General features: G+C 60.7%; 22 protein-coding genes and 1 pseudogene. 15 read left to right on the forward strand and 8 right to left on the reverse strand.

Annotated features, from left to right (window positions below):
* Nucleotides 1-128: 128 nt before the first annotated feature.
* Nucleotides 129-2297 (forward strand): annotated as a pseudogene (locus F8N49_RS11270) (TonB-dependent siderophore receptor).
* A gap of 126 nt (nucleotides 2298-2423) precedes the next feature.
* Nucleotides 2424-3617 (forward strand): GAF domain-containing sensor histidine kinase, encoded by a 1194-nt coding sequence (locus tag F8N49_RS11275; RefSeq protein ID WP_071172049.1) that lies wholly within the window; start codon nucleotides 2424-2426, stop codon nucleotides 3615-3617.
* Nucleotides 3618-3625: 8 nt separating this feature from the next.
* Here the strand turns inward: F8N49_RS11275 and F8N49_RS11280 are convergent, their stop codons facing one another.
* Entirely contained in the window at nucleotides 3626-4558 is a 933-nt protein-coding gene (locus F8N49_RS11280; protein ID WP_071172048.1) for an AraC family transcriptional regulator, read from the reverse strand.
* 540 nt (nucleotides 4559-5098) lie between these two features.
* Here F8N49_RS11280 and F8N49_RS11285 point away from each other — a divergent pair.
* The 4 genes from F8N49_RS11285 to F8N49_RS11300 all read left to right on the forward strand — a co-directional run bounded on the left by F8N49_RS11285 (nucleotide 5099) and on the right by F8N49_RS11300 (nucleotide 9019).
* Nucleotides 5099-6448, forward strand: coding sequence for an MFS transporter (locus F8N49_RS11285; RefSeq protein ID WP_056785134.1), 1350 nt, complete (start codon nucleotides 5099-5101; stop codon nucleotides 6446-6448).
* A gap of 98 nt (nucleotides 6449-6546) precedes the next feature.
* Nucleotides 6547-7239, forward strand: a complete 693-nt coding sequence (locus F8N49_RS11290) for a fumarylacetoacetate hydrolase family protein (RefSeq protein ID WP_151551444.1) — start codon at nucleotides 6547-6549, stop codon at nucleotides 7237-7239.
* Between the two features lie 33 nt (nucleotides 7240-7272).
* A complete protein-coding gene (locus F8N49_RS11295; RefSeq protein ID WP_071172046.1) occupies nucleotides 7273-8031 on the forward strand; it encodes an SDR family oxidoreductase in 759 nt (252 codons plus the stop codon).
* Nucleotides 8032-8062: 31 nt separating this feature from the next.
* A complete protein-coding gene (locus tag F8N49_RS11300; protein ID WP_151551447.1) occupies nucleotides 8063-9019 on the forward strand; it encodes a 2-hydroxyacid dehydrogenase in 957 nt (318 codons plus the stop codon).
* A gap of 159 nt (nucleotides 9020-9178) precedes the next feature.
* Here the strand turns inward: F8N49_RS11300 and F8N49_RS11305 are convergent, their stop codons facing one another.
* The 7 genes from F8N49_RS11305 to F8N49_RS11335 all read right to left on the reverse strand — a co-directional run bounded on the left by F8N49_RS11305 (nucleotide 9179) and on the right by F8N49_RS11335 (nucleotide 14561).
* Nucleotides 9179-9541: a Mor transcription activator family protein gene (locus F8N49_RS11305; RefSeq protein WP_130888938.1), complete on the reverse strand. Its 363-nt coding sequence runs from the start codon at nucleotides 9539-9541 to the stop codon at nucleotides 9179-9181.
* A gap of 30 nt (nucleotides 9542-9571) precedes the next feature.
* The gene (locus F8N49_RS11310) at nucleotides 9572-9886 is read right to left on the reverse strand and encodes a hypothetical protein (RefSeq protein WP_241664257.1); all 315 of its coding nucleotides are present in this window, start codon (nucleotides 9884-9886) and stop codon (nucleotides 9572-9574) included.
* A gap of 1 nt (nucleotide 9887) precedes the next feature.
* Nucleotides 9888-11069 carry an ExeA family protein gene (locus F8N49_RS11315; RefSeq protein ID WP_130888936.1) on the reverse strand — a complete coding sequence of 394 codons (1182 nt, stop codon included), beginning with the start codon at nucleotides 11067-11069 and terminating at the stop codon, nucleotides 9888-9890.
* Complete coding sequence (locus F8N49_RS11320; RefSeq protein WP_130888947.1) at nucleotides 11069-12832, reverse strand: DDE-type integrase/transposase/recombinase; 1764 nt, start codon at nucleotides 12830-12832, stop codon at nucleotides 11069-11071. The genes F8N49_RS11315 and F8N49_RS11320 overlap by 1 nt, the downstream gene beginning before the upstream one ends.
* A 3-nt stretch (nucleotides 12833-12835) precedes the next feature.
* Entirely contained in the window at nucleotides 12836-13765 is a 930-nt protein-coding gene (locus F8N49_RS11325; RefSeq protein WP_130888935.1) for a hypothetical protein, read from the reverse strand.
* Nucleotides 13766-13774: 9 nt separating this feature from the next.
* The gene (locus F8N49_RS11330; protein WP_122746621.1) at nucleotides 13775-14077 is read right to left on the reverse strand and encodes a helix-turn-helix domain-containing protein; all 303 of its coding nucleotides are present in this window, start codon (nucleotides 14075-14077) and stop codon (nucleotides 13775-13777) included.
* Between the two features lie 247 nt (nucleotides 14078-14324).
* On the reverse strand, nucleotides 14325-14561 hold the full coding sequence (locus tag F8N49_RS11335) for a DNA-binding protein (protein WP_041478373.1): 237 nt from the start codon (nucleotides 14559-14561) through the stop codon (nucleotides 14325-14327).
* Between the two features lie 74 nt (nucleotides 14562-14635).
* Between F8N49_RS11335 and F8N49_RS11340 the strand changes: the two genes are divergently transcribed.
* From F8N49_RS11340 to F8N49_RS11380, 9 genes are all read left to right on the forward strand, one after another.
* Nucleotides 14636-15103 (forward strand): helix-turn-helix domain-containing protein, encoded by a 468-nt coding sequence (locus tag F8N49_RS11340; RefSeq protein WP_151551450.1) that lies wholly within the window; start codon nucleotides 14636-14638, stop codon nucleotides 15101-15103.
* Nucleotides 15104-15121: 18 nt separating this feature from the next.
* Entirely contained in the window at nucleotides 15122-15544 is a 423-nt protein-coding gene (locus F8N49_RS11345) for a hypothetical protein (protein ID WP_151551453.1), read from the forward strand.
* A 278-nt stretch (nucleotides 15545-15822) separates the two neighbouring features.
* The gene (locus F8N49_RS11350) at nucleotides 15823-16386 is read left to right on the forward strand and encodes a hypothetical protein (protein ID WP_130888932.1); all 564 of its coding nucleotides are present in this window, start codon (nucleotides 15823-15825) and stop codon (nucleotides 16384-16386) included.
* A gap of 149 nt (nucleotides 16387-16535) precedes the next feature.
* Nucleotides 16536-16841 carry a DUF2730 family protein gene (locus F8N49_RS11355; RefSeq protein WP_041478369.1) on the forward strand — a complete coding sequence of 102 codons (306 nt, stop codon included), beginning with the start codon at nucleotides 16536-16538 and terminating at the stop codon, nucleotides 16839-16841.
* The gene (locus tag F8N49_RS11360; RefSeq protein WP_041478368.1) at nucleotides 16838-17131 is read left to right on the forward strand and encodes a hypothetical protein; all 294 of its coding nucleotides are present in this window, start codon (nucleotides 16838-16840) and stop codon (nucleotides 17129-17131) included. Before F8N49_RS11355 ends, F8N49_RS11360 begins: the two co-directional genes overlap by 4 nt.
* Nucleotides 17132-17133: 2 nt before the next feature.
* Nucleotides 17134-17685: a phage protein Gp27 family protein gene (locus F8N49_RS11365; protein ID WP_151551456.1), complete on the forward strand. Its 552-nt coding sequence runs from the start codon at nucleotides 17134-17136 to the stop codon at nucleotides 17683-17685.
* Nucleotides 17682-19289, forward strand: coding sequence for a hypothetical protein (locus F8N49_RS11370; RefSeq protein ID WP_151551459.1), 1608 nt, complete (start codon nucleotides 17682-17684; stop codon nucleotides 19287-19289). The genes F8N49_RS11365 and F8N49_RS11370 overlap by 4 nt, the downstream gene beginning before the upstream one ends.
* On the forward strand, nucleotides 19286-20779 hold the full coding sequence (locus F8N49_RS11375) for a DUF935 domain-containing protein (RefSeq protein WP_151551461.1): 1494 nt from the start codon (nucleotides 19286-19288) through the stop codon (nucleotides 20777-20779). Before F8N49_RS11370 ends, F8N49_RS11375 begins: the two co-directional genes overlap by 4 nt.
* Before the next feature lies 1 nt (nucleotide 20780).
* On the forward strand, nucleotides 20781-21569 hold the full coding sequence (locus tag F8N49_RS11380) for a phage minor head protein (RefSeq protein ID WP_151551463.1): 789 nt from the start codon (nucleotides 20781-20783) through the stop codon (nucleotides 21567-21569).
* The last annotated feature ends 184 nt before the right edge of the window (nucleotides 21570-21753 follow it).

Below are 21753 nucleotides of genomic sequence, written 5' to 3' on the forward strand. Positions count from 1 at the left end.
GTGAAAAAATCATTAACTAACTGCCTCGTACGGGTTTATTCCCCCGGAAACTTCCGACATACTAATGCGAATAATTCTTACATGCACTCGCATTAGTTCGTTTGGGTAAATCTTGGGGAAGCAGATAGATGTCGTTTCACACCATTCACCGCCGTTCGAACCTTTCACCTAACCTCCTCGCAATCGCCATCGGCATGGCCAGCATCGCTCCTGCGTTGGCTGAAGAAACCGCAGCCACTGCGCCAGCCAATGGCCCGCTGGAACTGCAAGCGACCGAAATCGGCGCTACGCAGATGAGCAGCACCACCGAAGACACGCAGTCCTACACCACCGGCCCGATGCAGACCGCGACCAAGCTGTCGCTGACCATGCGCGAAACGCCGCAGGCGGTGACGGTGATCACTCGTCAGCGCATGGACGACCAGAACATGACCAGCGTCAACGACGTGGTGCGCGGCACGCCGGGGCTGTTCCTCAGCGAGGCCAGCGGCCCGGGCCGGCAGACTTACAAGGCGCGCGGTTTCGACATCGACAACATCATGTACGACGGCCTGCCCAGCTCGTATTCGCCGTACACCCTGGCGGTGCAACCGAACCTGGCGATGTTTGATCGGGTGGAAATCGTCCGTGGCGCGACCGGCCTGGTCACCGGTGCCGGCAACCCGTCGGCGGCGATCAACATGGTGCGCAAACGCCCGACCGCTGATCAGCGCGTGACCCTCACCGGCGCCGCCGGCAGCTGGGATGACTACCGTGGCGAGGTCGATGCCTCCAGCCCGCTGAACGACAGCGGCACCCTGCGTGGCCGGGTGGTGACGTCGTATCAGGGCGCCGACAGTTTCCGCGACAAGGAAGAAAACGATCACGGCCTGTTCTACGCCATCGGTGAAGCCGACCTGAGCGACAGCACCACGGCGACCCTCGGTTTCTCCCGGCAGAACGATCAGACCAACTATTTCTGAGGCGGCCTGCCGATCGGCGAAGACGGCCACCACCTCGACCTGCCCCGCTCCACTTACCCGGGCACCGACTGGGAAAACCGCAAGCTGCAAGTCGACACCGTATTCGGTGAAGTCGAACACCGTTTCGACAACGACTGGAAACTGCATGTTGGCGGTTCCACTTCGACAACCGAAGGCGAATTCTCCGGCACGTATTTGTCGCGCTACGACGGCCCGCTGGAAACCACCGCCTACCAATCGCACCACACCGACAAGCAACGCGCCTTCGACGGTTTCGCCAGCGGCCCGTTCGAAGCGTTCGGCCGCACCCACGAGTTGGTAGTCGGCGCGAGCAATCGCGTGTACGACGCCACCACCAAGGAATACGCGCCCTACGACACCGGCCTGCCGATCGCCGCGCCCAAGCCTGACTTCGTCCGTAGCGGCAAGTCGCGCAACGTCACCACCCAGGACGCGGTTTACCTGACCACGCGCTTGAGCCTGGCCGATCCGCTGACGCTGATCCTCGGCAGTCGTCTGGACTGGTATGACTACGACGATCGCAGTGCCGACGGTGACTTCAAGGTCACGCGCAACCTGACCCGTTACGCCGGCCTGATCTACAAACTCGATGACCATCACTCGGTCTACGCCAGCTACACCGACATCTTCACCCCGCAAACCCAGAAGGACCTCGGCGGCAAAGTGCTTGAGCCGATCGTCGGTGAAAACTACGAAGTCGGTATCAAGGGCGAATATTTCGACGGCGCGCTGAACGGCAGCGTGGCAGTGTTCCAGATGGACCAGACCAACCGCGCCACCCAGGCATCAACCCAGCTCGGCTGCCCGGAACTGACCTGCTATGAAACCTCCGGCAAGGTTCGCGCCCAAGGCGTGGACATGGAACTGCAAGGGGCACTGACCGAGCAATGGCAAGTCGGCGCCGGCTACACCTACACCCGCGCCCACTACATCAAGGACGAAAACCCGGCCAACAATAACCAGAAATTCGACACCGACATGCCCGAGCACCTGTTCAAGGTCTCCACCGTGTATCGTTTCAAAGGCCCGCTGGAAAAACTGCGCGTGGGCGGCAACGTCTACTGGCAGAGCCGCATGTACAACGACATCGCCCTGGCCAACGGCGGCAGCTATCGCCTTGAACAGGGCGGCTACGCGGTCACCGACCTGATGGCCGGTTACGAGGTCAACAAGCACCTCGACCTGCAGGTCAACGCCAACAACATCTTTGACCGCAAGTACTATTCCTCGATCGGCACCGACGTGACCTGGGGCTCGACCGATAACTACGGCACCCCGCGCAGCTACATGATGACGGCCAAGTACAAGTTCTGAGGCGATAGCGCTCAGCAAGCACCACACAGAGCGCCGGGAGTTTTCCCGGCGCCCTTTTTGCAGGTTCATTAGGCAAGGCCGGCAATTACCGATAGTCTCTGGCGACACTTTCGCGAAGCGCCGGCCATGCCCCAGACAGATTTCTCCTCCGACCTCCAGGCCATCGGCAGCATCGACGCTGTGCCGGTGATCCTGAGCATGGTCAAGCACATCACCGGTATGCGCTTCGCCGCCGTAGCGCGGGTCACCGAGAGCAAGTGGATCGCCTGCGCCGTGGATGACTCGATAGACTTCGGCTTGTTGCCCGGCGGCGAGCTGGTGCTCGAATCGACGATTTGTCATGAGATCCGTCAGCACCATCAGCCGGTGATCTTCGGGCATGCCAGCCAGCACCCGCTGTTCTCCACGCATCACACGCCGAAAACCTACGGTCTGGAAAGCTACATTTCCATTCCGATCATCAAGGCCGATGGCGAGTTCTTTGGCACGCTGTGCGCCATTGATTCGGTGCCGGCGAACCTCGACGACCCGGCCATCGAAAAGACCCTCACCCTCTTCGCCCAACTGATTGCGATGAGCCTGGATACCCAAGGCCATTTGCACGCGACCAAAACCGCGCTGGCCAATGCCAACGAAATGGGCCGTCTGCGCGAGCAGTTCATCGCCGTACTGGGCCATGACTTGCGCACGCCACTCAGTGCCATCCGCATGAGTGCCGATCTGCTGGACGGCAAAGTCGAGGACAAGCGCTCGCGCACGCTGCTGTCGGCGATTCGCACCAGCTCGGTGCGCATGGGCGTGCTGATCGAAAACATCCTCGATTTTGCCCGGGGTCGGCTCGGCAGTGGCATCCCGGTGCAGCGCAAACTGGTCGATGACTTGCAGCAAACGCTGCGCCAGACCCTTGAAGAAATCCAGGTGGCGTACCCGCAGGCGAAGTTTATTGATTCGCTGGAGGTGCCGGCCGGGGTCTATTGCGACCCGCTGCGCATCAGCCAGTTGTTGTCGAATCTGCTGGGCAACGCCGTAACTCACGGTTCCATTGCCGAGCCGATCGTGCTCAAAGCCTTTGCCGAGGGCGACGAAATCGTTATTTCGTTGACCAATCAGGGCACGCCAATCCCGCCTGCGCTGATGCCGCTGCTGTTCGAACCGTTTTCCCGTTCCGAAGCAGGCCAGCGTCATGAAGGGTTGGGACTGGGCTTGTACATCGCCGGGCAGATTGCCAATGCGCACAACGGCACCTTGAGCGTGACATCCGACCGTGAAACGGGCACCTGTTTTGTCGCGCGCTTCCCTGCCCGCTTCAAGTGGGTCTGAGCGCCGCTCTAAGTATTCAGTGGCGTCTGCGGCGTGTCCGGGTTGAGCTGGCGGCGGCGGAACTGCCCCGGCGGCTGGCCATGAATCTGGCGAAAACGCCGGGAGAAATAGGCTTCATCGGCGAACCCGCACAACCGCGCCACCTCGCCCACCGAGCGCGTACTGTTGAGCAGGAAGTTGCGCGCCGCGTGCATGCGCCGCTCCAGCACCAGCTCGGTGAAGGTCTTGCCGATCTCCTTGCGCAGCCAGTGCGTCAAGTAGGTCGGTGACAGATAGGTCGCAGCGGCGACTTTGATCAGGTTGAGGTCAGGATCGGCGATGTTCTTCCGCAAATACTCGAACATGCGGCTCAAGGCGTCGCGACGACTGTTCTCGGCGGCATTCTCTTCCGCCAGACGCTTGAGCGGCTCGGCATAGAGAAAACACACGCTGCCGATCATCTGCAGCAACAAGCCCTTGAGCATTTCCCGCGTGCCGAACTGACGGTTCTCATCGAGTGCGCGCATCTGTTCGATCAGGCCGCAGACCTGAGCGAAATCCTCATCGCCCAAAATGAAATCCAGATGTTCCTGAAAGCGGAACGGCGACAGCTCCGGCGCGAGCAGGATTGACACCTCTTCCAGATCCATCGGGTCGCATTGCAGATGCGGCAAGAGAAACGTCTGGGAAAAATTGATGACGATGAAATTGCTGTCTCCGGGATGCGGAATCACATGCACGCGGTGCGGCAGGATGAACGCCAGGGTGTTGCGCGGGAATGGCCGCTGGACGCTGCCGATGTGCTGCACGGTGTCGCCACCGAGGTTGATCTGGATCTGGAAGTACTCGTGCCGGTGAGGCGCGGTTTCGGCGCGCCGCCCCTTTTTGTCGCGAATGTAGAAATCGGTCAATTCGCTGCGTTGCTGCATGACGTAGGTCGGGATACGGCTGGGTGAAGACATGGGCAGAAGGTCCTCCGGGCAGTGAGGTGACGCCTGTCATCTTGCAGGGTTGGGAGGTGGGCGGCAATGAGTCATACGATGACATTGTCTTTTTTGAATGAAGCCTCCCCATGTGCCTGTCCAAAAACCGCATTACTATAAAAATACAATTAGTCGCTATTTTTCAGCCACTTGAGATCTAAACCTGATCTTTATTCTCAAGACAAATCGTATTTATCTTTTTGGACACGTTCGCCAAACCCGCTTTTTTCAAGAAAAAACGTTCTAACCCATCGGTTGATTTAGAACCGTTGTACGACCACTGTAATGACCAACGCAGCACAACCTCTTTCAAAAACAATCAAAGGTGCGCACGTCATGATCCTGCTATTTCCCCTCGCCGCCCCGCCCGACCTCCCCTTGAAATCAGTCGCAGAAAGACGTTCCTGAACGTCTGAAAACCGCGCTGCAACCCGTTCGATTGCCTTCCCCACACGCTGCGGGCAACGGCATCGGCTGCTCGAAAAATCTCGACTCTTCTAACAATAACGAGGTCTCCGCATGTCCAACTCCCATTCTTCCAGTGCCACGGTGCCGCCGGTGATCGCCGGTGCACGCGATGCCGTTTCGGCGCAGCGTCTGCCTACGCGGCGGCGCTGGTTCATGCTGTCGCTGCTGCTGATCGCGACGATCATCAATTACATCGACCGGGTGAACATCTCGATCGCCGCGCCGTTCATGGCCAAGGACCTGGGCCTGGACAAGATCGAGATGGGCCTGATCTTTTCCGCGTTCGCCTGGACCTATGCCTTGGCGCTGGTGCCGGCCGGCTTCATCGCTGATCGATTTGGCTCGCGCTTCACCTACGGCGTATCGCTGATCAGTTGGTCGACCGTCACTGTTTGCCAAGGTTTCGCCACGGGATTTGCCTCGCTGTTCGGCCTGCGCCTGGCGGTCGGCGCCATGGAAGCCCCGGCTTTCCCGGCCAACAGCCGCGCGGTGACGGTGTGGTTCCCGGCGCGGGAACGCGGGATGGCCAGCAGCATTTACGTGTGCGGTCAGTACCTCGGCACGGCGCTGTTCACCGGCGCGCTGTTGTGGCTGGCGACCACTTTTGACTGGCGCCACGTGTTTTACAGCACCGGCGCACTCGGCATCGTCTTCGGTGTGCTGTGGCTGTACCTGTATCGCGATCCGCTGAACTGCAAGAAAGTCAGCCAGGAAGAATTGAAGTACATCGAAACCGGCGGCGGCCTGGTCAAGAGCAGCCAGGAGCGCACCCGCTTCAACTGGCGGCAGATTGCCGAGCTGTTCAGCTATCGGCAGATCTGGGCGATCTGCATCGGCAAATTCGCCAGCACCTCGGCGCTGTACTTCTTCCTCACCTGGTTCCCGACCTACCTGATCGAAGAACGCAAACTGACCATGATCAAGGCCGGGATCTTCGCCGTGCTGCCCTTCGTCGGTGCCACGGTGGGGATTCTGCTGGCCGGCATCGTTTCCGACTTGCTGATCCGTCGCGGCTACTCGATGTCCTTTGCGCGCAAGTTGCCGCTGGTGGTTGGCTCGATGCTGGGCATGTCGATCGTGCTGGTGAATTTCACCGACTCCAACCTGATCTGCATCGCCGTGCTGACCATCGCCTTCTTCGCCCAGGGCATCGCGTCCTCGTCGTGGGCGGCGGTATCGGAAGTAGCGCCGAAAGAGCTGATCGGCCTCACCGGCGGCATTACCAGCCTGGCGGCGAACATCGGCGGCATCGTCACGCCGATCGTGATCGGCGCCATCGTCCACGCCACCGGCACCTTCGCCTATGCCTTCTGGTTTATTGGCGGCGTGGCGCTGATCGGCACCCTCTCCTATTCGTTACTGCTCGGACGCCTGTATCGCATCGAGCTGAAGGTGCGCTGAGGCAAGAACCCGGATTTGTCCAAACACAGGCGGCTTTCGTCCAACTTCGCCGACGCCAGCCGCCGTACGCTGCCCTTTCAAACAGGATGACCCGCAGGATGAACATGACCGAATACGTCTTTACCCCGGATCTGCCCGTGACTTTGCCGGTACTCGGCACCGAGCAGCGCTTCCCCGTTGGCCGGGTGTTCTGTGTCGGCCGCAACTACCCATGGCCGGACTCTCAAGGCCAGTCGCGCCAGCCGCCAGTGTTTTTCATGAAACCGGCAAGCTGCGTGGTCGATGCCGTCGGCGACATCGCCTTCCCAACGGTGTGCGAGGACTTCGTTCACGAAATCGAACTGGTCGTCGCCATCGGTGAAGGCGGCGCGAATATCCCTGAAGATCAGGCTCTGGCCTACGTGTGGGGCTACGCCGCCGGCCTCGACCTGACCCGCCGCGATGTGCAACGCGCAGCCAAGAGCAACGGCCTGCCGTGGGAAGGCGCCAAGGTGTTCGACGGCGCCGCGCCGATGACTGCCGTCGTCCCGGTGAGCCGCAGCGGCCATCCCGAGGGCGAATTGTGGCTGAACGTCAACGGCGAAGAACGCCAGCGCGACAACCTCGACAGCCAGATCTGGTCGGTCAGTGAAGTAATCGCGCGCATCTCGCAATCCGTGCCCCTGCGCGCCGGGGACCTGATCATGACCGGCAGCCCCGCCGGCGTTGACAGCCTGCAACCGGGCGACGTGATCAGCGCTGGCATAGACGGCATCGGCGAATTGGAAATGCGCGTAGGCCCACGGCCCTGATCCAGCGGATTGAGAAAAAAGGAGAACAACAATATGACGACCTCTTTGAAAGTTGCGCTGGTCACCGGCGCCGGCAGTGGCATCGGCCGCGCCGTGGCGCTGGGCCTGATGGCTGACGGTTTCACCCTTGTGCTCGCCGGACGCCGGCCCGAGCCCTTGCAAGCGCTGGCCGAACTGGCGCAGAGCCAGGGTCACCCAGCGCTGGCGGTACCCACCGACGTGCGTGATCCGGCCAGTGTCGACGTGCTGTTCGCGACCATTGCCGAGGTCTACGGCCGCCTCGATGTGGTCTTCAACAACGCCGGCGTCAACGCCCCCGCCGTGCCGCTGGATGAACTGACCTTTGAGCAATGGCGCAACGTGATCGACACCAACCTCAACGGTGTCTTTCTCTGCGCTCGCGGCGCGTTCGGGCTGATGCGCAAACAACAGCCGCAGGGCGGACGAATCATCAACAACGGTTCGATTTCCGCACACACGCCGCGCCCGTTCAGCAGCGCCTACACCGCGAGCAAACACGCCGTGCTCGGCCTGACCAAATCCCTGGCGCTGGACGGCCGCGAATTCAACATCGCCTGTAGCCAGATCGACATCGGCAATGCCCTGACGGAAATGTCGGTGCGCATGACCAAAGGCGTACGCCAGGCCAATGGCAGCATCGCCGTCGAGCCGATGGTCGACGTCAAACACGTCGCCGATGCGGTGCGCTACATCGCCGGCCTGCCGCTGTCGGCCAACGTCCTGAACATGACCGTCATGGCCAGCGCCATGCCGTTTGCCGGCCGCGGTTGAGCCGGCCTTTTTATTGCGTAACGAGGTAGCCATGAAGCCAGAAATCCTGCAACTGAGCCCGATCCTGATCCCGGCAATCAACGCGCGTCTGGACCAACTGTTCACCGTACGCCGCTACTTCCAGCAAGCGGACAAACCCGCCTACATAAACGAACACGGCGCCAACATCCGTGGCGTGATCACCGGCGGTCACACCGGCATCAGCCAGGCGCTGATGGGGCAACTGCCGAACCTGGAAGTCGTCGCGGTCAACGGCGTCGGCACCGATGCCGTCGATCTGGCCTACGCCCGCGACCGCGGCATCCGCGTCACCGCCACCATCGGCGCCCTCACCGAAGACGTCGCCGACCTCGCCATCGGCCTGCTCATCTCGGTCTGTCGCGGTTTGTGCACCAGCGACCGCTACGTGCGCTCCGGCCAATGGCCACAAAGCCCGACCCCACTCGCCCCGCTGCCCTTGGCCCGACAAGTCTCCGGCATGCGCATCGGCATCGTCGGCATGGGCCGCGTCGGCCGCGCCATCGCCACCCGCGCCGCCGCCTTCGGCTGCCCGATCAGCTACACCGATCTGCAACCGATGAGCGACGTCCCCCACACCTTCGTCGCCGACCTCAAACAACTCGCCCGCGACAGCGACGCCCTGATCCTCGCCGCCGCAGCGGACAAGGGCGAAGCGATCATCGACGCGCCAGTGCTGCAAGCGCTGGGCAAGGACGGTTATCTGATCAACGTCGCCCGGGGCAAACTGGTGAACGAAGCGGATCTGGTAGCCGCGCTTTCGGCTGGGGAAATCGCCGGGGCTGGGCTGGATGTGTTTGTCGATGAACCGAATGTGCCCGAAGCGTTGTTTGCTGATGAACAAGTGGTGCTGCAACCGCATCGGGCCAGCGCAACATTGCAGACTCGCACGCGGATGGGGGAAATGGTGGTGGCGAGTCTGGTTGATACGTTTGCGGGGAAAGTGCCGGTTGGGTGTGTGACGGGGTGAATGGTTGTTTGGGATAGGCTGCAGATTGCGTTGATGTTAACGCCTGACCAAAACCACACCCCATAACCGAGGTAATCCCGACATAAGCCGGGCCACTCTGGCACAAACCGGGACACCACCTGCAATTCCCTTGCACCCACTGCAATGAAAAACGCCCCGTCAGTCCTCGACCGACGGGGCGAACATATCGACTTGGCGGCGCGCCACCTCATCCTTTCTTACCGCCTTCACGATCTTGTAGATCCACTGCAGCGACACCGCATACTTCCTCGCCAGATCACTATGATTCGTCCCCGTGAACTCCTCGAAGATCTGTCGATCGCGCCGGCTCAACTTACCCGCCAGCCCCATCGGGAAATACACATTCTGCCCACCCCAGTGCGCCGCCATCCGATCGGCCACTTCCTGAGCCACATGCCGCGCCGCGTCCCCCTCCATCGACACCAACTCAACCAACGACGCCGCCACATGCTCAGTCAGATCGACCAACAACTCCGGCCCCTTACTGCGCAAATCACCCATACCGCACCGCCGCATCCTCAAGGCCGCGCATCACTGCTGCTCCCGGATCGAAGAGAGCCAGACCACATCCACCCCGCGCACAGTCACCGAATTACGAGTGAACCGCCCCGCAGACGAGTAGCGAACGCCCCTGAACCGATCACCAAACCGCTCCACAAACAAATCCGCGCTGACCGCCTCGATTTCCACCTGATTATCCAACAGCAACTGCTCCCTGACCTCGACCCCAGCGCCGCGCAACTCCCGCACCAGCTCATTGAAAGCCGAAAGCATGACCGGAAACCCCTCAGCCAAAATACTCAGCGGCTCATGCTTCAAACCGCCTGACAGATTCAAAGTCCCCACATCACACCCCCTTGACCACATCAGCGGACACCTTCGGCACACCCAACTGCACCGCCAGATTCATCGCCGCAATCAACAGATTGCCAATGGCCAAGGGATACAGCAGCGAAACAGACCCATCGCGCCCACCTTGCCGAGTCGGCTGAGACAGCCGCGCCACGATCGCATCTACAGCGCCGTCATCCATCACATCGGCCAGCGCCTTGCCGACCCGTTCAAACCGAAACGTCAGAAACTCCTTCAACCGCGACCGATCCACCGGTGCCAGCGTCACCCGCTCACAGCGCTGCACCACCTCACGCACATCCGCATTGCGCTCGCTCAACTTCACCCCCAACTCCGGCTGGCCGATCATGATGATGCTCACCAACTTCGTGAACCCCACCTCCAGCTCCAGAATCCGCTTCAAGTGCTTGAGCGTCGGCACCGGCAAACTGTGCGCCTCCTCAATCACCAGACAATGGCGATACCCGGCCGCATGCGACTCCTTCAGCGCCCGATGTAACTGGGCGAACCGCGCCTCGGGACTGCTCTTCGGTTTCGCCAGCGGTGCCACCGCCGCCATCATCGACTCGGCGATATGCGTACTCTTCAGTGACTTGCCCTTCGTATCGTTATCCTCGGACGCCAACACATACGGCTCAATGACCAACACCGCATCATTGTTCTGCGCAAGGCGATTCACCAGATCGCGGCGAAGCGTACTTTTGCCGGCACCCGATTCCCCCTCAATCGCCAAAAAGCCACCGTGGCGCGCCGTCTGATACATCGCCTCCCGCACATACCGAATATCCGGGCTTACCCACATATCCTCGGCGCTCTGCAACTCATCGAACGGGTCACGAAACAAACCGAACGCCTTGCGCGTCGCGGGTTGGAGCGTTTGCTTGGGCAACAACATCGAATCGTCCTCCTTGGACACAACATTCACACAGGGCTTGGCAACAGGCTTCAGAACAGGCGCATCCGCCTCATCAAACGCGCCAGCAATCGCGGCATCGTTAACACCAGAGGCTGATAAAAAAGCGCGAATCCGGCCACGCAACACCTCACCCTCCAAACGGCGAGGCCATAAATTGTGATTCACCAACTGCGCCACCGCCGCACTGCTCACACCCAACGATTGCGCCAACGCGGCCTGAGGCTGCCCCATATCCTGCAAAATCCCTTTCAACTTCAACATCACACACCCCCAACCGAACTGAGCGGCCTGCACCTGACCTCGACAGGCCGTCTCAACTCAGCCTCAACTGCCTCAAGCTCATCCTCCGGCACACCCTCAGGAAAGCGCTCCAACAACCAGCCGTAAGACTGCGGCGACCACAACTGGCCCAACTTAGGCCGAAGCCGTTTCGCCGCCTCGACCACACTCAACGGCACCACCTCAACCGTCGGCGCATCCACATGCAACGTCGAACCACGGCGTGGCAGATAAGCCGGCAGCACCGTGTCACTCACATACTTGTGCGGATCGATCCGCCCACCGAACGGCACGGCCTTCGCCTTGCGCGCCGCCTGCGCATCCGCCTCGCAACTCGTCTCCGTGGCCAGCTGCTCCAACACCTTGCGCGAAACCTGCGCAGGCGTATCCGCGTGGCGCTTGAACTGCTGGCCGATCACCGCCGACGAATCAGCGAAGCCAAACGCATCCACGCCAATTCGTTCGATCACATGGAAATGCTCACGCCCGTCATCGCCCACCAACACCGCAATCGCCGAATCCTTATCCCGCCAGCAATTGCGCGTAATCAGCAGCGTCTCCCCAACCATCACATCCGGCACCGAACTCACATCAAACGACGCTCCACGGAACGACACCCGCAGCAAATTACTCACCTTGCGGCGCTCCGGCGTGCACACCGCCAACTCACGGCACACCTCAACACTTGGCGCCAAGCGCAACTGCTCTGGCGTAATCAGCTGCCAAACGCCATAGCGACTGCGCCGCGTGCGGGTATGGATCGACGTCGAATTAAAGAACTGCATCCACCGCGAAGCCCAGGTATTGATCTGCTCCAGCGTTTTGGCCGGTTGAAACTTCAATGCACTCTCAAACTCGCGCTCCACCAAATTATGAGCCTGCTCAACCTGGCCCTTGGCCCGGGCATTGCCGACCCGATTGATCACCAAATCAATCGACAGCACCCGGCACAGATTGCGGAAAATGCCACTCGTCATCGCAGCGCCAGGGTCCGTCATCACGATCCACGGCACGCCGTGGAAAGGGTCCGTCGCGCCGCGCTTCTGCATGGCATTGATCAACACACTGCACAAATTCTCCGCCGACTCGGCGCCCAACACATACTCCACATACAGCGTCCCGCTCGTATGATCGGTCACCACATAACGCCACAAGCGCTGGCGCTCGATCCGCTTCAAATTCGCCGGCTTGCCATCGTAAAACTCAGCCTTGTGCATCACCTGCGCGCCGTCATCGGCCAAATAGAACTGCGTCGAAATCGACGCATCCACCTGCCAAACATGATTGGGATGCAAACTCGCCAACGACACCGCCGGCGCGTCCTGCAACAACTGCGAGGGATGCAACTTATAAGCATGCAACGCCCGGCAAATCGAACTGCGGCTCATAGGGTGGAACACACCCGTCACCTCATCCACGCGACCGGCCTTGATCAAACCATTACTGCGCAAGCGCTCAACCGCCCGCATAATCGTCGACAACTGCTTGTTATTGGCCCGGATCGACTCCAACAACAGCGCCGAAATCAGCCGGGCCTCTTCAATAGGCATACCGCTACTGCCCGCATCCTCTCGGCGCTTGCGCGGCTTCGTCACACGCACCGACCGCAACTGGCGTTGCAGTGTCGAAAGCGACACCCCCAACGCAGCCATACCGGCCTTATAAATAGCCGCACGCTCGCCGTACACCGCCGCATCCAACCGACGGGCAATGTCCAACAACTGCTGCACCTTTACAGGATTCATCATTCAAGCCTCCGCAGCCGTCAGCCAAGCCGCGTTGCCGTTAGCCGCACTCAGCAAATTGAACTCACTGCGAACCGTTCCCAGCGTGACCTCCAACTGTCCAATCAGGCCCGCTTGAAAAGCCCGATGATCCTCACAGTCAGCCGCCAGCGCCGCTAACTTCGCAAACCCCTCACGCAGCGGGCCCAACACAAACGCCTCCACCTCAAAACCGATCGCCGTCACCTCAGCCCGCAACGCCTTCGCCACCTCATCGGCCGGCATCGCCTGCACCTGCTGGCGCGAGCGCTCCAGCGCCTGGCGTGCGTCATCCAGCTCCGAAGACTTCTTCGCCATCAACTCGCTTTGCGCTGAATAATCCGCCGTCGTCTCTTCAAGGCGTCGTCCCAGGGCCGCTTTCTCTTGCGCATGCCGGGCAATAATGTCTTCAGCCAACTCAACAAACGCCTCCTTGTCGCCAGCCTTGGCCACCTCAACCAGCGCCGCCTGCTGGTCCTGCGGCAACTGGCGGTACTGGCGCAACTCGCGATAACCAATCCCCATGCGCGACATCGACTCAAGCGCCTCCTCACCGAAGGCCCGCACATTCGCAATATCGCGGTCCACCTGATCCACCGAGCGGCCCAACAACCCGCAAAAGTCCTCCCACGTGCCGCTCAACACCTGCGCACCGTGCGGACTTTTAGTGCCCGCCAACGCCCGGTACAGCTTGTTTTCCTTCACAAACGCCAACTTCGAAATCCGCACCGTGCGGGAAAACGCCTCCAGCGCACCCGCCATCTGCGACTGGCCCAACAACTGATTCACCACATCACGCTCAGCGCCGTGCACTGCCTGCAACGACGCCATCGCATTCTGATCCGCCGTCAGCCGCTCACCATCCAGCGCCGGCAACTCCAGCGCCTGCGCGCAACTACCCTTGCTCCGTGCCATACAACCTCCTTAAATCCTCGATCCAGCAGCAATACGCTGATTGATTTCCTGCATCCGTCCCGTCAACCGCGCCATGTGCTCGGCATGCGCCTGCGCGATCTGCAACACACCCACCGAATGAGCAAAGCGGCCGTTATCCAGCTTCAGTGCCAACCCTTCCTCAATCAGCGTCTGCATCGCCCGCGTAATATTGCTCGGACTGTCGTGGGTTAAAGCCGCCAACTCCGAGTTACTCAGCCCGGTCACCGTGTGGCCCTTCAGCGCCTTCAACACGCGCAACACCCGAACCGACGCCGACATCGGCCGGCTCACGATCGCACCCACGAACCCGCGCCGATCTGCCCCGACACAAATCGCACAACAAAACCGGGTAGATGGGCGCCGCTTAAAACCAGACCCAGCAGCCTCCGCCCATTGGGCGAGCGAGCGGGCGGGCGCAAAAAAGTGGCAAATAGTGTGATTTTTGTAGGAAAGTTCTTTTTTTCGTCTGCACGCAGTCTCAACAAATGTTTAAAAGCGGTAGATTCCACACAACCGAAATGCGCAGTCATCCAGCACCTCACGCCACGAAACGCGAGGACTCAAGAGCCGCCGCCGGGTCGACACAAATCTCACCGGCCTTAAGGCCCAACTTGATAGCAATCTCATGCGCCTGACCGCGCACACACTTCTTGCGCCCACCCAACACCTCGAACACCAGGTTGGGCGAAAAGCGATTCGCGATCGCCCACTGAGTAATCGAAATACCCTTAGCCTTAAGCTCAGCTCTGGCCTCATCAGCAGTACGTAGCGTCATAAAATCCCTCCGGGGTAACGGCACCCGCCTTGGTGCCGACTAAGTAGCCGTTCGTCGTTGGACGGTGTGGTTTAATGATGGAACCGAACGGTTTCCAAGTAAAGGATTTAGGTAACCGAATGGTTTCCTTTTGTGAGCGGCTACGCGCCGAGCGGACACGACTAGGCCTCAACCAGACCGACTTCGCAGCCCTGGCCGGCGTCACCAAAAAAACCCAAGTGCTCTACGAAGCAGGCGGACGCGTGCCCGACACCAACTACATGGCCGCCATCGGCCAAGCCGGCGCCGACCTGTACTTCATCATCACCGGGCAAAAAATCCTCGTGCCCAACCCGGCGGAAACGGCCTGGGCGCCCATCGACGGGGAAAAACTGGGGCGCATCATCGAAATGCTCGAAGCCGCCGCCAAACAGGCCGGCCGGCGCTGGCCCGCCAAAAAGCTGGCCGAAGTGGCCGCCGAGATCTACAACGCCCTCGGCCAAGAACAACAATTCGACCAACCGCGCGTCGAGCGCATCCTCAAGTTGGTCATCAATCGCTGAAATAGAAAAAGGAAAGCTATGCCAAGCGAGGACGAAGACCTGGTCAGCAAACTGTCAGCCAGGCTTTCAGAACAAATACAACACCTCCCCACGGACGGAAAAGATCATCAACTCACCATCAAAATCAAAGGCAACCGAGGCCACATCCACCTCGGCCACCCCAGCCTCGACAGCCACCCCCCCAAACACCCACCGCCACCCAGCGAATGCGCCCAGCCAACCCACTGCATCAACTGCGATCAACTCGCCGCCCAACAAACAGCGCTCATCCGCCAATACCACCACAACCGACGCCTGCTAAAAACCGGCATCGCCTGCATCAGCATCGCCGCCATTACCTTCTCGATGAAAGATCACCTGCCCGAAGCCCTTAAAACTTATGCGCTGATCGCCACCGGTGCGTTCGGTTGTCTCGCGCTCATGCTCGTCGCAGCGGAATGAGCATCAAAAACTCGTTTCGGCCTCAGGAAATAGATACATATTTCCTGGCGATCACCTACAGTCAAACTCGCCTCAACACTAAACCAAGAAAGGAGTCATCCAGTGAGCAAGGAAAAGAGTGGCATTCATGACAAACCTAAAGATCAGGGTCGTGGCAACACCAACAAGTCAGATGAAAGCGGGTCGAGTCGAAGCTCCGATGACAAAAGAAGAAGGGGAAATTCTGACGTGGTAGACACACTCACTCCGCCAAAGCGCCCGGGTAGGGGAAAGTGACGATGGAGACGACAACGGAAGCCTTAGCCGACCGTTGGTATGCAGCGCTTTTTAGCGTGCGTCGCTCCATCCGATATCACCAGCGACGCCGTTCATTTTTTGACCGGTTAGATAAAATTTCTAACATGCTGTCATTGATTTTTGGCTCCGTTGCGGTTTATGGCACGCTCCAAGAGAATTCAAAGGAGATTGCGCTCATTGCCTCTGGCCTTGTAACCGTTTTTGCTTCCATAAATTTGGTGCTTAGCAGCGCTTCCCGCGCGAGGGACCACACAGACTTTATGCGCAAATATGTGGAGTTAGAAAAGCTAATGCTCGGTGCGGAATCGGAAGAGCGTTTGCTTGACGTCGCAGGCAGACGGTTGTCCATCGAAGCAGAAGAGCCTCCCGTCCTCCACGTCTTGAATGCCATCTGCCACAACGAAACCATGCGAGCGATGGGGTTTACTAAGGAGGAATTACCTAAAATCGGCCCAATTCAAACTCTCGTAGCTCAGTTCTTTGATTTCTGCGAAAGCGACATACAAAACCCGAAAGCCAACAATACGTCGCCAACCGCTCCCTAACCCCATTTAAAAGCCCTCCAAACCCACGCCGCCCACCATAGCGGCGTGTGTATTTCTGGCCCCCGCAACCCCCGGGGCGCCGCGACCGGAGGCAACCCCATGCACCCCCAAACCCCGCGCAACACCCCCGACACCCGCCGGGGCATCCCATGACCCTCGACGACCTCAACACCCTCGGCCAAATCGTCCAATGGCTGGTCCTCACCGTTCTCAGCCTCTACACCTGGATCGCCAAACGCCAAGCCGCCAGTGCCCAACAACTGCATGACCTGCGCACCCGCATCGTCGCCCTCGAAGAACACGTACGCCACCTCCCAGACCAAAGCGCCATCGCCGACCTGCTCGGTGACATGAAAGCCATCCGCGCCGAACTCACCGGCGTCAAAGACGCCCTCAGCCCATTGGCCCGCGCCCTGGACCGCATCAACGACTACCTGCTGCGAGAAAAGCCATGACTGCCTACACCGACTACCTGCGCCACGACATCCGCCTCGTCATCCTGCGCCTGCTCGCCGACATGCCCGGCTACCGCGCCAACAGTTCCGTCCTCAACACCGCCCTGGACCACTACGGCCACAGCACCAGCCGCGACCAGACCAAAACCGAACTGCAATGGCTTGCCGAACAAAACGCCGTCAGCCTCAGCGAAGTCGGCCCCGTCCTCGTCGCCACCCTCACCGAACGCGGCCAAGACATCGCCGCCGGCCGCGCCCGCGTGCCCGGCATCCAGCGGCCCGGGGCCTGACCATGGCTGGCAAATCCACCATCAACCGCCTGCCGGCCGACGTCAAAGCCTACCTGCACAAACTGCTGCGCGAAGACCGCCTCACCCTCGACGCCATGCTCGCCGACATCCAGGCTCGCTACCCCAGCCAAAAGCCCCCCAGCCGCAGCGCCCTGGGGCGCTTCAAAGTCGGCTTCGACCAACTCACCGACAAAGCCCGCCAACAACGCGAAATGGCCGAAGCCTTCGTCGGTGCCTTTGGCGAAGACGCCACCGACAAAACCGGCGTACTGCTCGTCGAAGCCATCTCGACCCTGACCTATCAGGCCGCCATTGGCGCCCACGAAAAAGACGACGTCACCATCGCCGAAATCTCCGCCTTGGCCCGCGCCGCCAAAGCCACCATGGAAGCGCGCACCCTCAGTGTCAAAGAGCGCCAGACCCTCGAAATCGCCGCCCGCGAACGCCTGCTGCAAGAACAATCCGCCGCCCTCGACCACGCCGTCAAAACCCAAGGCATGAGCGAACACCAGGCCCAGTATTGGCGCCAAACCTTCCTCGGCGTCAAAGCATGAAACCGGCCGCCAGCACTTTGCGCGTCATCGAATGGGACGAACTGCCGCCCAGCGTTCGGCAGATCCCCGCCGACTATCATCCGCAAGCCGAAGGCCTGCTCATGGCCCACCAAAGCCAATGGCTGGCCATCGACGCGCAAATCAAACTGTGTGAAAAAGGCCGGCGCACCGGCATCACCTTCGCCGAAGCCCTCGACAGCGTCATCACCGCCGCCTCACAAAAATCCGCCGGCGGCATGGACTGCTTCTACATCGGCGACACCAAAGAAAAGGGCCTCGAATTCATCGGCTACTGCGCCAAATTCAGCCGCGTCATGGCCCAGGCCCAAGCGTCCGGCGTCAGCCACATCGAAGAATTTTTATTCGAAGATCAGGACGACAGCGGCAACACGCGGCACATCAACGCCTACCGCATCCGCTACGCCTCAGGCTTCAAAATCGTCGCGCTCTCCAGCAACCCCGCCGGCGTGCGAGGCCTGCAAGGTAAAGTCATCATTGATGAAGCCGCTTTCCACCGTAACGTCTCCGCCGTACTCGACGCCGCCACCGCGCTGCTCATCTGGGGCGGGCGCATCGTCATCATCAGCACCCACAATGGCAAAGCCAACGCCTTCAACCAAATGGTCAGCGACATCCGCGACCAGCGCTACGGCGACAGCGCCAAGGTCTACCGCGCCACCTTCGACGACGCCGTCGCCAATGGCCTTTACGAACGCGTCTGCTACATGGCGGGGGAGCAACCCACGGCCGAAGGCAAAGAGGCCTGGTACAAAAAAATCCGCCACGCCTACGGCCCGCGCAAAGCGCAAATGCGCGAAGAACTCGACGCCATCCCGCGCGACGGCAACGGCGTGTGCATCCCCGGGGTGTGGATCGACGAAGCCATGCGCGCAGGTCGCAGCGTCCTGCGCTTGGCCCTCGACGACGCCTTCAGCCAACAACCCGTGCATCGCCGTGAGGCCTACGTCACCGACTGGATAGAACGCCATCTGGTGCCGGTCATGCGCCAGACCCACGTGCCAGACCTTCGCCACTTCCTCGGCATGGACTACGCGCGGCACCGCGATTTTTCCATCATCTGCCCGATGTCCGTCGACCAGCGCCGGCACCGCGACGTGCCCTTTGTCGTCGAACTGCACAAAGTGCCCACTCGCCAACAAAAGCAGATTCTCTTTCACATCCTGCGCGGCCTGCCGCGTTTTATCGGCGCCGCACTCGACGCCACCGGCAACGGCGAAACTCTAGCCGAAGACACCGCCGACGCCTTCGGCCACAACCGCATCCACCAAGTCAAAATCAGCCGCGCCTGGTACGGCGCCTGGATGCCCAAATTCGTCCAACTCTTCGAAGACGCCAGCGTCACGCTGCCGCGTGACGACTCGCTGCACCAGGACATCCGCGCCATCGAAACCGTCGACGGCATCCCCATGATTGCCAAAGCCCGGCAACAAGATCTCAAAGACCCCGACCTCTACCGCCACGGCGACTTCGCCGGCGCCGGTGCCTTGGCCCACTTCGCCACACTTGAAGTCAGCGCCGGCCCCGTCAGCGTCAAATCCCGCCGCCCACGTCAGGGCCAACACATCACCCAAGGGTACGCATGAACAGCCCAGGCCTGTGGGTCAGCCCCACCGAATTCGTCAACTTCACCGACACCCAGCGCCGTCCGGCGCTCAACCGCCACATCGCCACCCGCGGGCGCATCGAACCCGGCGGCTTCAGCCGCCACCTGCCAAACCCTGACCCCATCCTCAAAGCCCAAGGCAAAGACATTCAGATCTACCGTGACCTGCGTAGCAGCGCCCTGGTCGGCGGCAACATCCGCCGCCGCAAAGCCGCCGTCCTTTCACTGGAACGCGGGCTGAAGCGCGCGGACGCACCAGCAAAAGTCGAGCGCTTCGTCTGCGACTGGCTCGCCGACCTCGACCTCGATCGCATCCTGCGCGAACTGCTCGACGCGCCGTTGTATGGCTACCAACCGGTCGAACTGTTGTGGCAGCCCGTGGGCCAATACCTGGTGCCGCAAGACCTGCTCGGCAAACCGGCCGAATGGTTCTTCTACGACCCAGACAACGCGCTACGCTTTCGCGCCAAAGACGCAGGCAACGATGGCGAAGCCTGCGACCCGCAACGCTTCATTGTTGCCCGCCAAGACGCCACCTACGCCAACCCCTATGGCTTCCCGGACCTGAGCATGTGCTTCTGGCCGGCGACCTTCATGCGCGGCGGCCTGAAATTCTGGGTTCAATTCACCGAGAAATACGGCAGCCCTTGGGTCATCGGCAAACACCCGCGCGGCGCCAACGACGAAGAAACCGACCTGCTACTCGACAGCCTCGAAGCCATGGTCCAGGACGCCGTCGCTGCGATCCCGGATGATGCCAGCGTGCAAATCATCGAAGCCGCCGGCAAAGCCGGCAGCGCCGACGTCTACCGCCAACTGCTCGAATACTGTCGCAGCGAAATCAACGTCGCCATGCTCGGCCAAAACCAGACCACCGAAAAAGACAGCAACCGCGCCAGCGCCACTGCTGGCGCCGAAGTCACCCACGACATCCGCGACGGCGACGCCGGCATCGTCGCCGCGGCGCTCAACGCCTGTATTCGTCACGTCGTCGACCTCAACTTCGGCCCCCACGTCGCCGCGCCGAACTATCAGCTGTGGCAACAAGAAGAAATCGACAAAAGCCTCGCCCAGCGCGACAAAGCCCTCACCGAATCCGGCGTCCAATTCACCAACGCCTACTGGCAACGCACCTACAACCTGCAAGAAGGCGACCTGCAAAAAACGCCGACCGTCACCGGCTCGCCCGCATTCAGCGAGTACCAAGGTCATTCCGCACTCGACCAGCACGCCCTCGACCAAGCCATCAATGGTCTACCAGCCAACGTCCTCCAACAACACAGCCAACACGCCATTGCGCCGTTGATCGCTGCGCTTGAGCACAGCCCGACCGACGCCGACGCACTCGCACAGCTAGCCGAGGCCAACCCCCACATGGACACCCAAGCGTTGGAACTACACTTGGCCCGGCTCATCTTCATCGCCAACACCTGGGGCCACCTCAGCGCCACCGCCGAGCGGGAAGACTGATATGGCCAAACACACCCTCAACCCCAGCCACCTGCAAGCCATCTTTGGCCTCGACCCCGCCAACGCAATCGCCTACCTGCACGCCAAGGGCTACGCCATCACCTGGCATTGGCAAGACCTGCTCGACCAGGCCCACCACCAAGCCTTCACCGTCGCCAAAGCCATGCGCCTGGACCTGCTTTCCGACATCCGCGCCGCGCTGGAAACAGCCCTGCAACAAGGCCAGACCCTCAAACAATTCACCGCCAACCTCACACCCACGCTGCAAGCCCAAGGCTGGTGGGGCAAACAAATCATCGTCGCCGCAGACGGCACTGCTCAACCCGTCCAACTCGGCAGCCCGCGCCGCCTCAAAACCATCTACCAAACCAACCTGCAAAGCGCCTACATGGCTGGCCGCAAAACCAGCATGCAAGCTGCCACTGCCACCCACCCGTACTGGATGCTCGTCTCCATCCTCGACAGCAAAAACCGCCCCAGCCACCGCGCCATGCACGGCCAGGTCTTCCGCCACGACGACCCCATCTGGCAAACCATCTACCCACCCAACGGCTTCAACTGCCGCTGTCGCGTCATCGCCCTGACCGCAGCAGCTGTCCAACGCCGAGGCCTCACCATCCAGACCAGCCAAGGCCGCACCTTCACCGAAACCATAGAAACCGGCCTCAACAAACACACCGGCGAAATCCGAACCGCCACCGTCACCGGCCTGCGCCTCAAAAACGCCCAAGGCCACAACGTCACCTTCCGCACCGACCCCGGCTTCAACCACGCCCCGGCACAGACCTAAAACAAACCACCACCGGCCGCCCACCCAACTGACACACCGCATCCCCCTGTAGGAGTGAGCCTGCTCGCGATAGCGCACAACCAGCCACCGCAATATCCAAGCCGAACTCTCACCCCTGTAGGAGCCGGCGAAGCCTGCGATCTTTTGATCCACTAACCAACCCCACCGAAACCCCATCCCCCCA

The sequence above is a fragment of the Pseudomonas sp. GXM4 genome (genome assembly GCF_008923895.1).
GTDB classification, from domain to species: Bacteria; Pseudomonadota; Gammaproteobacteria; order Pseudomonadales; family Pseudomonadaceae; genus Aquipseudomonas; species Aquipseudomonas atacamensis.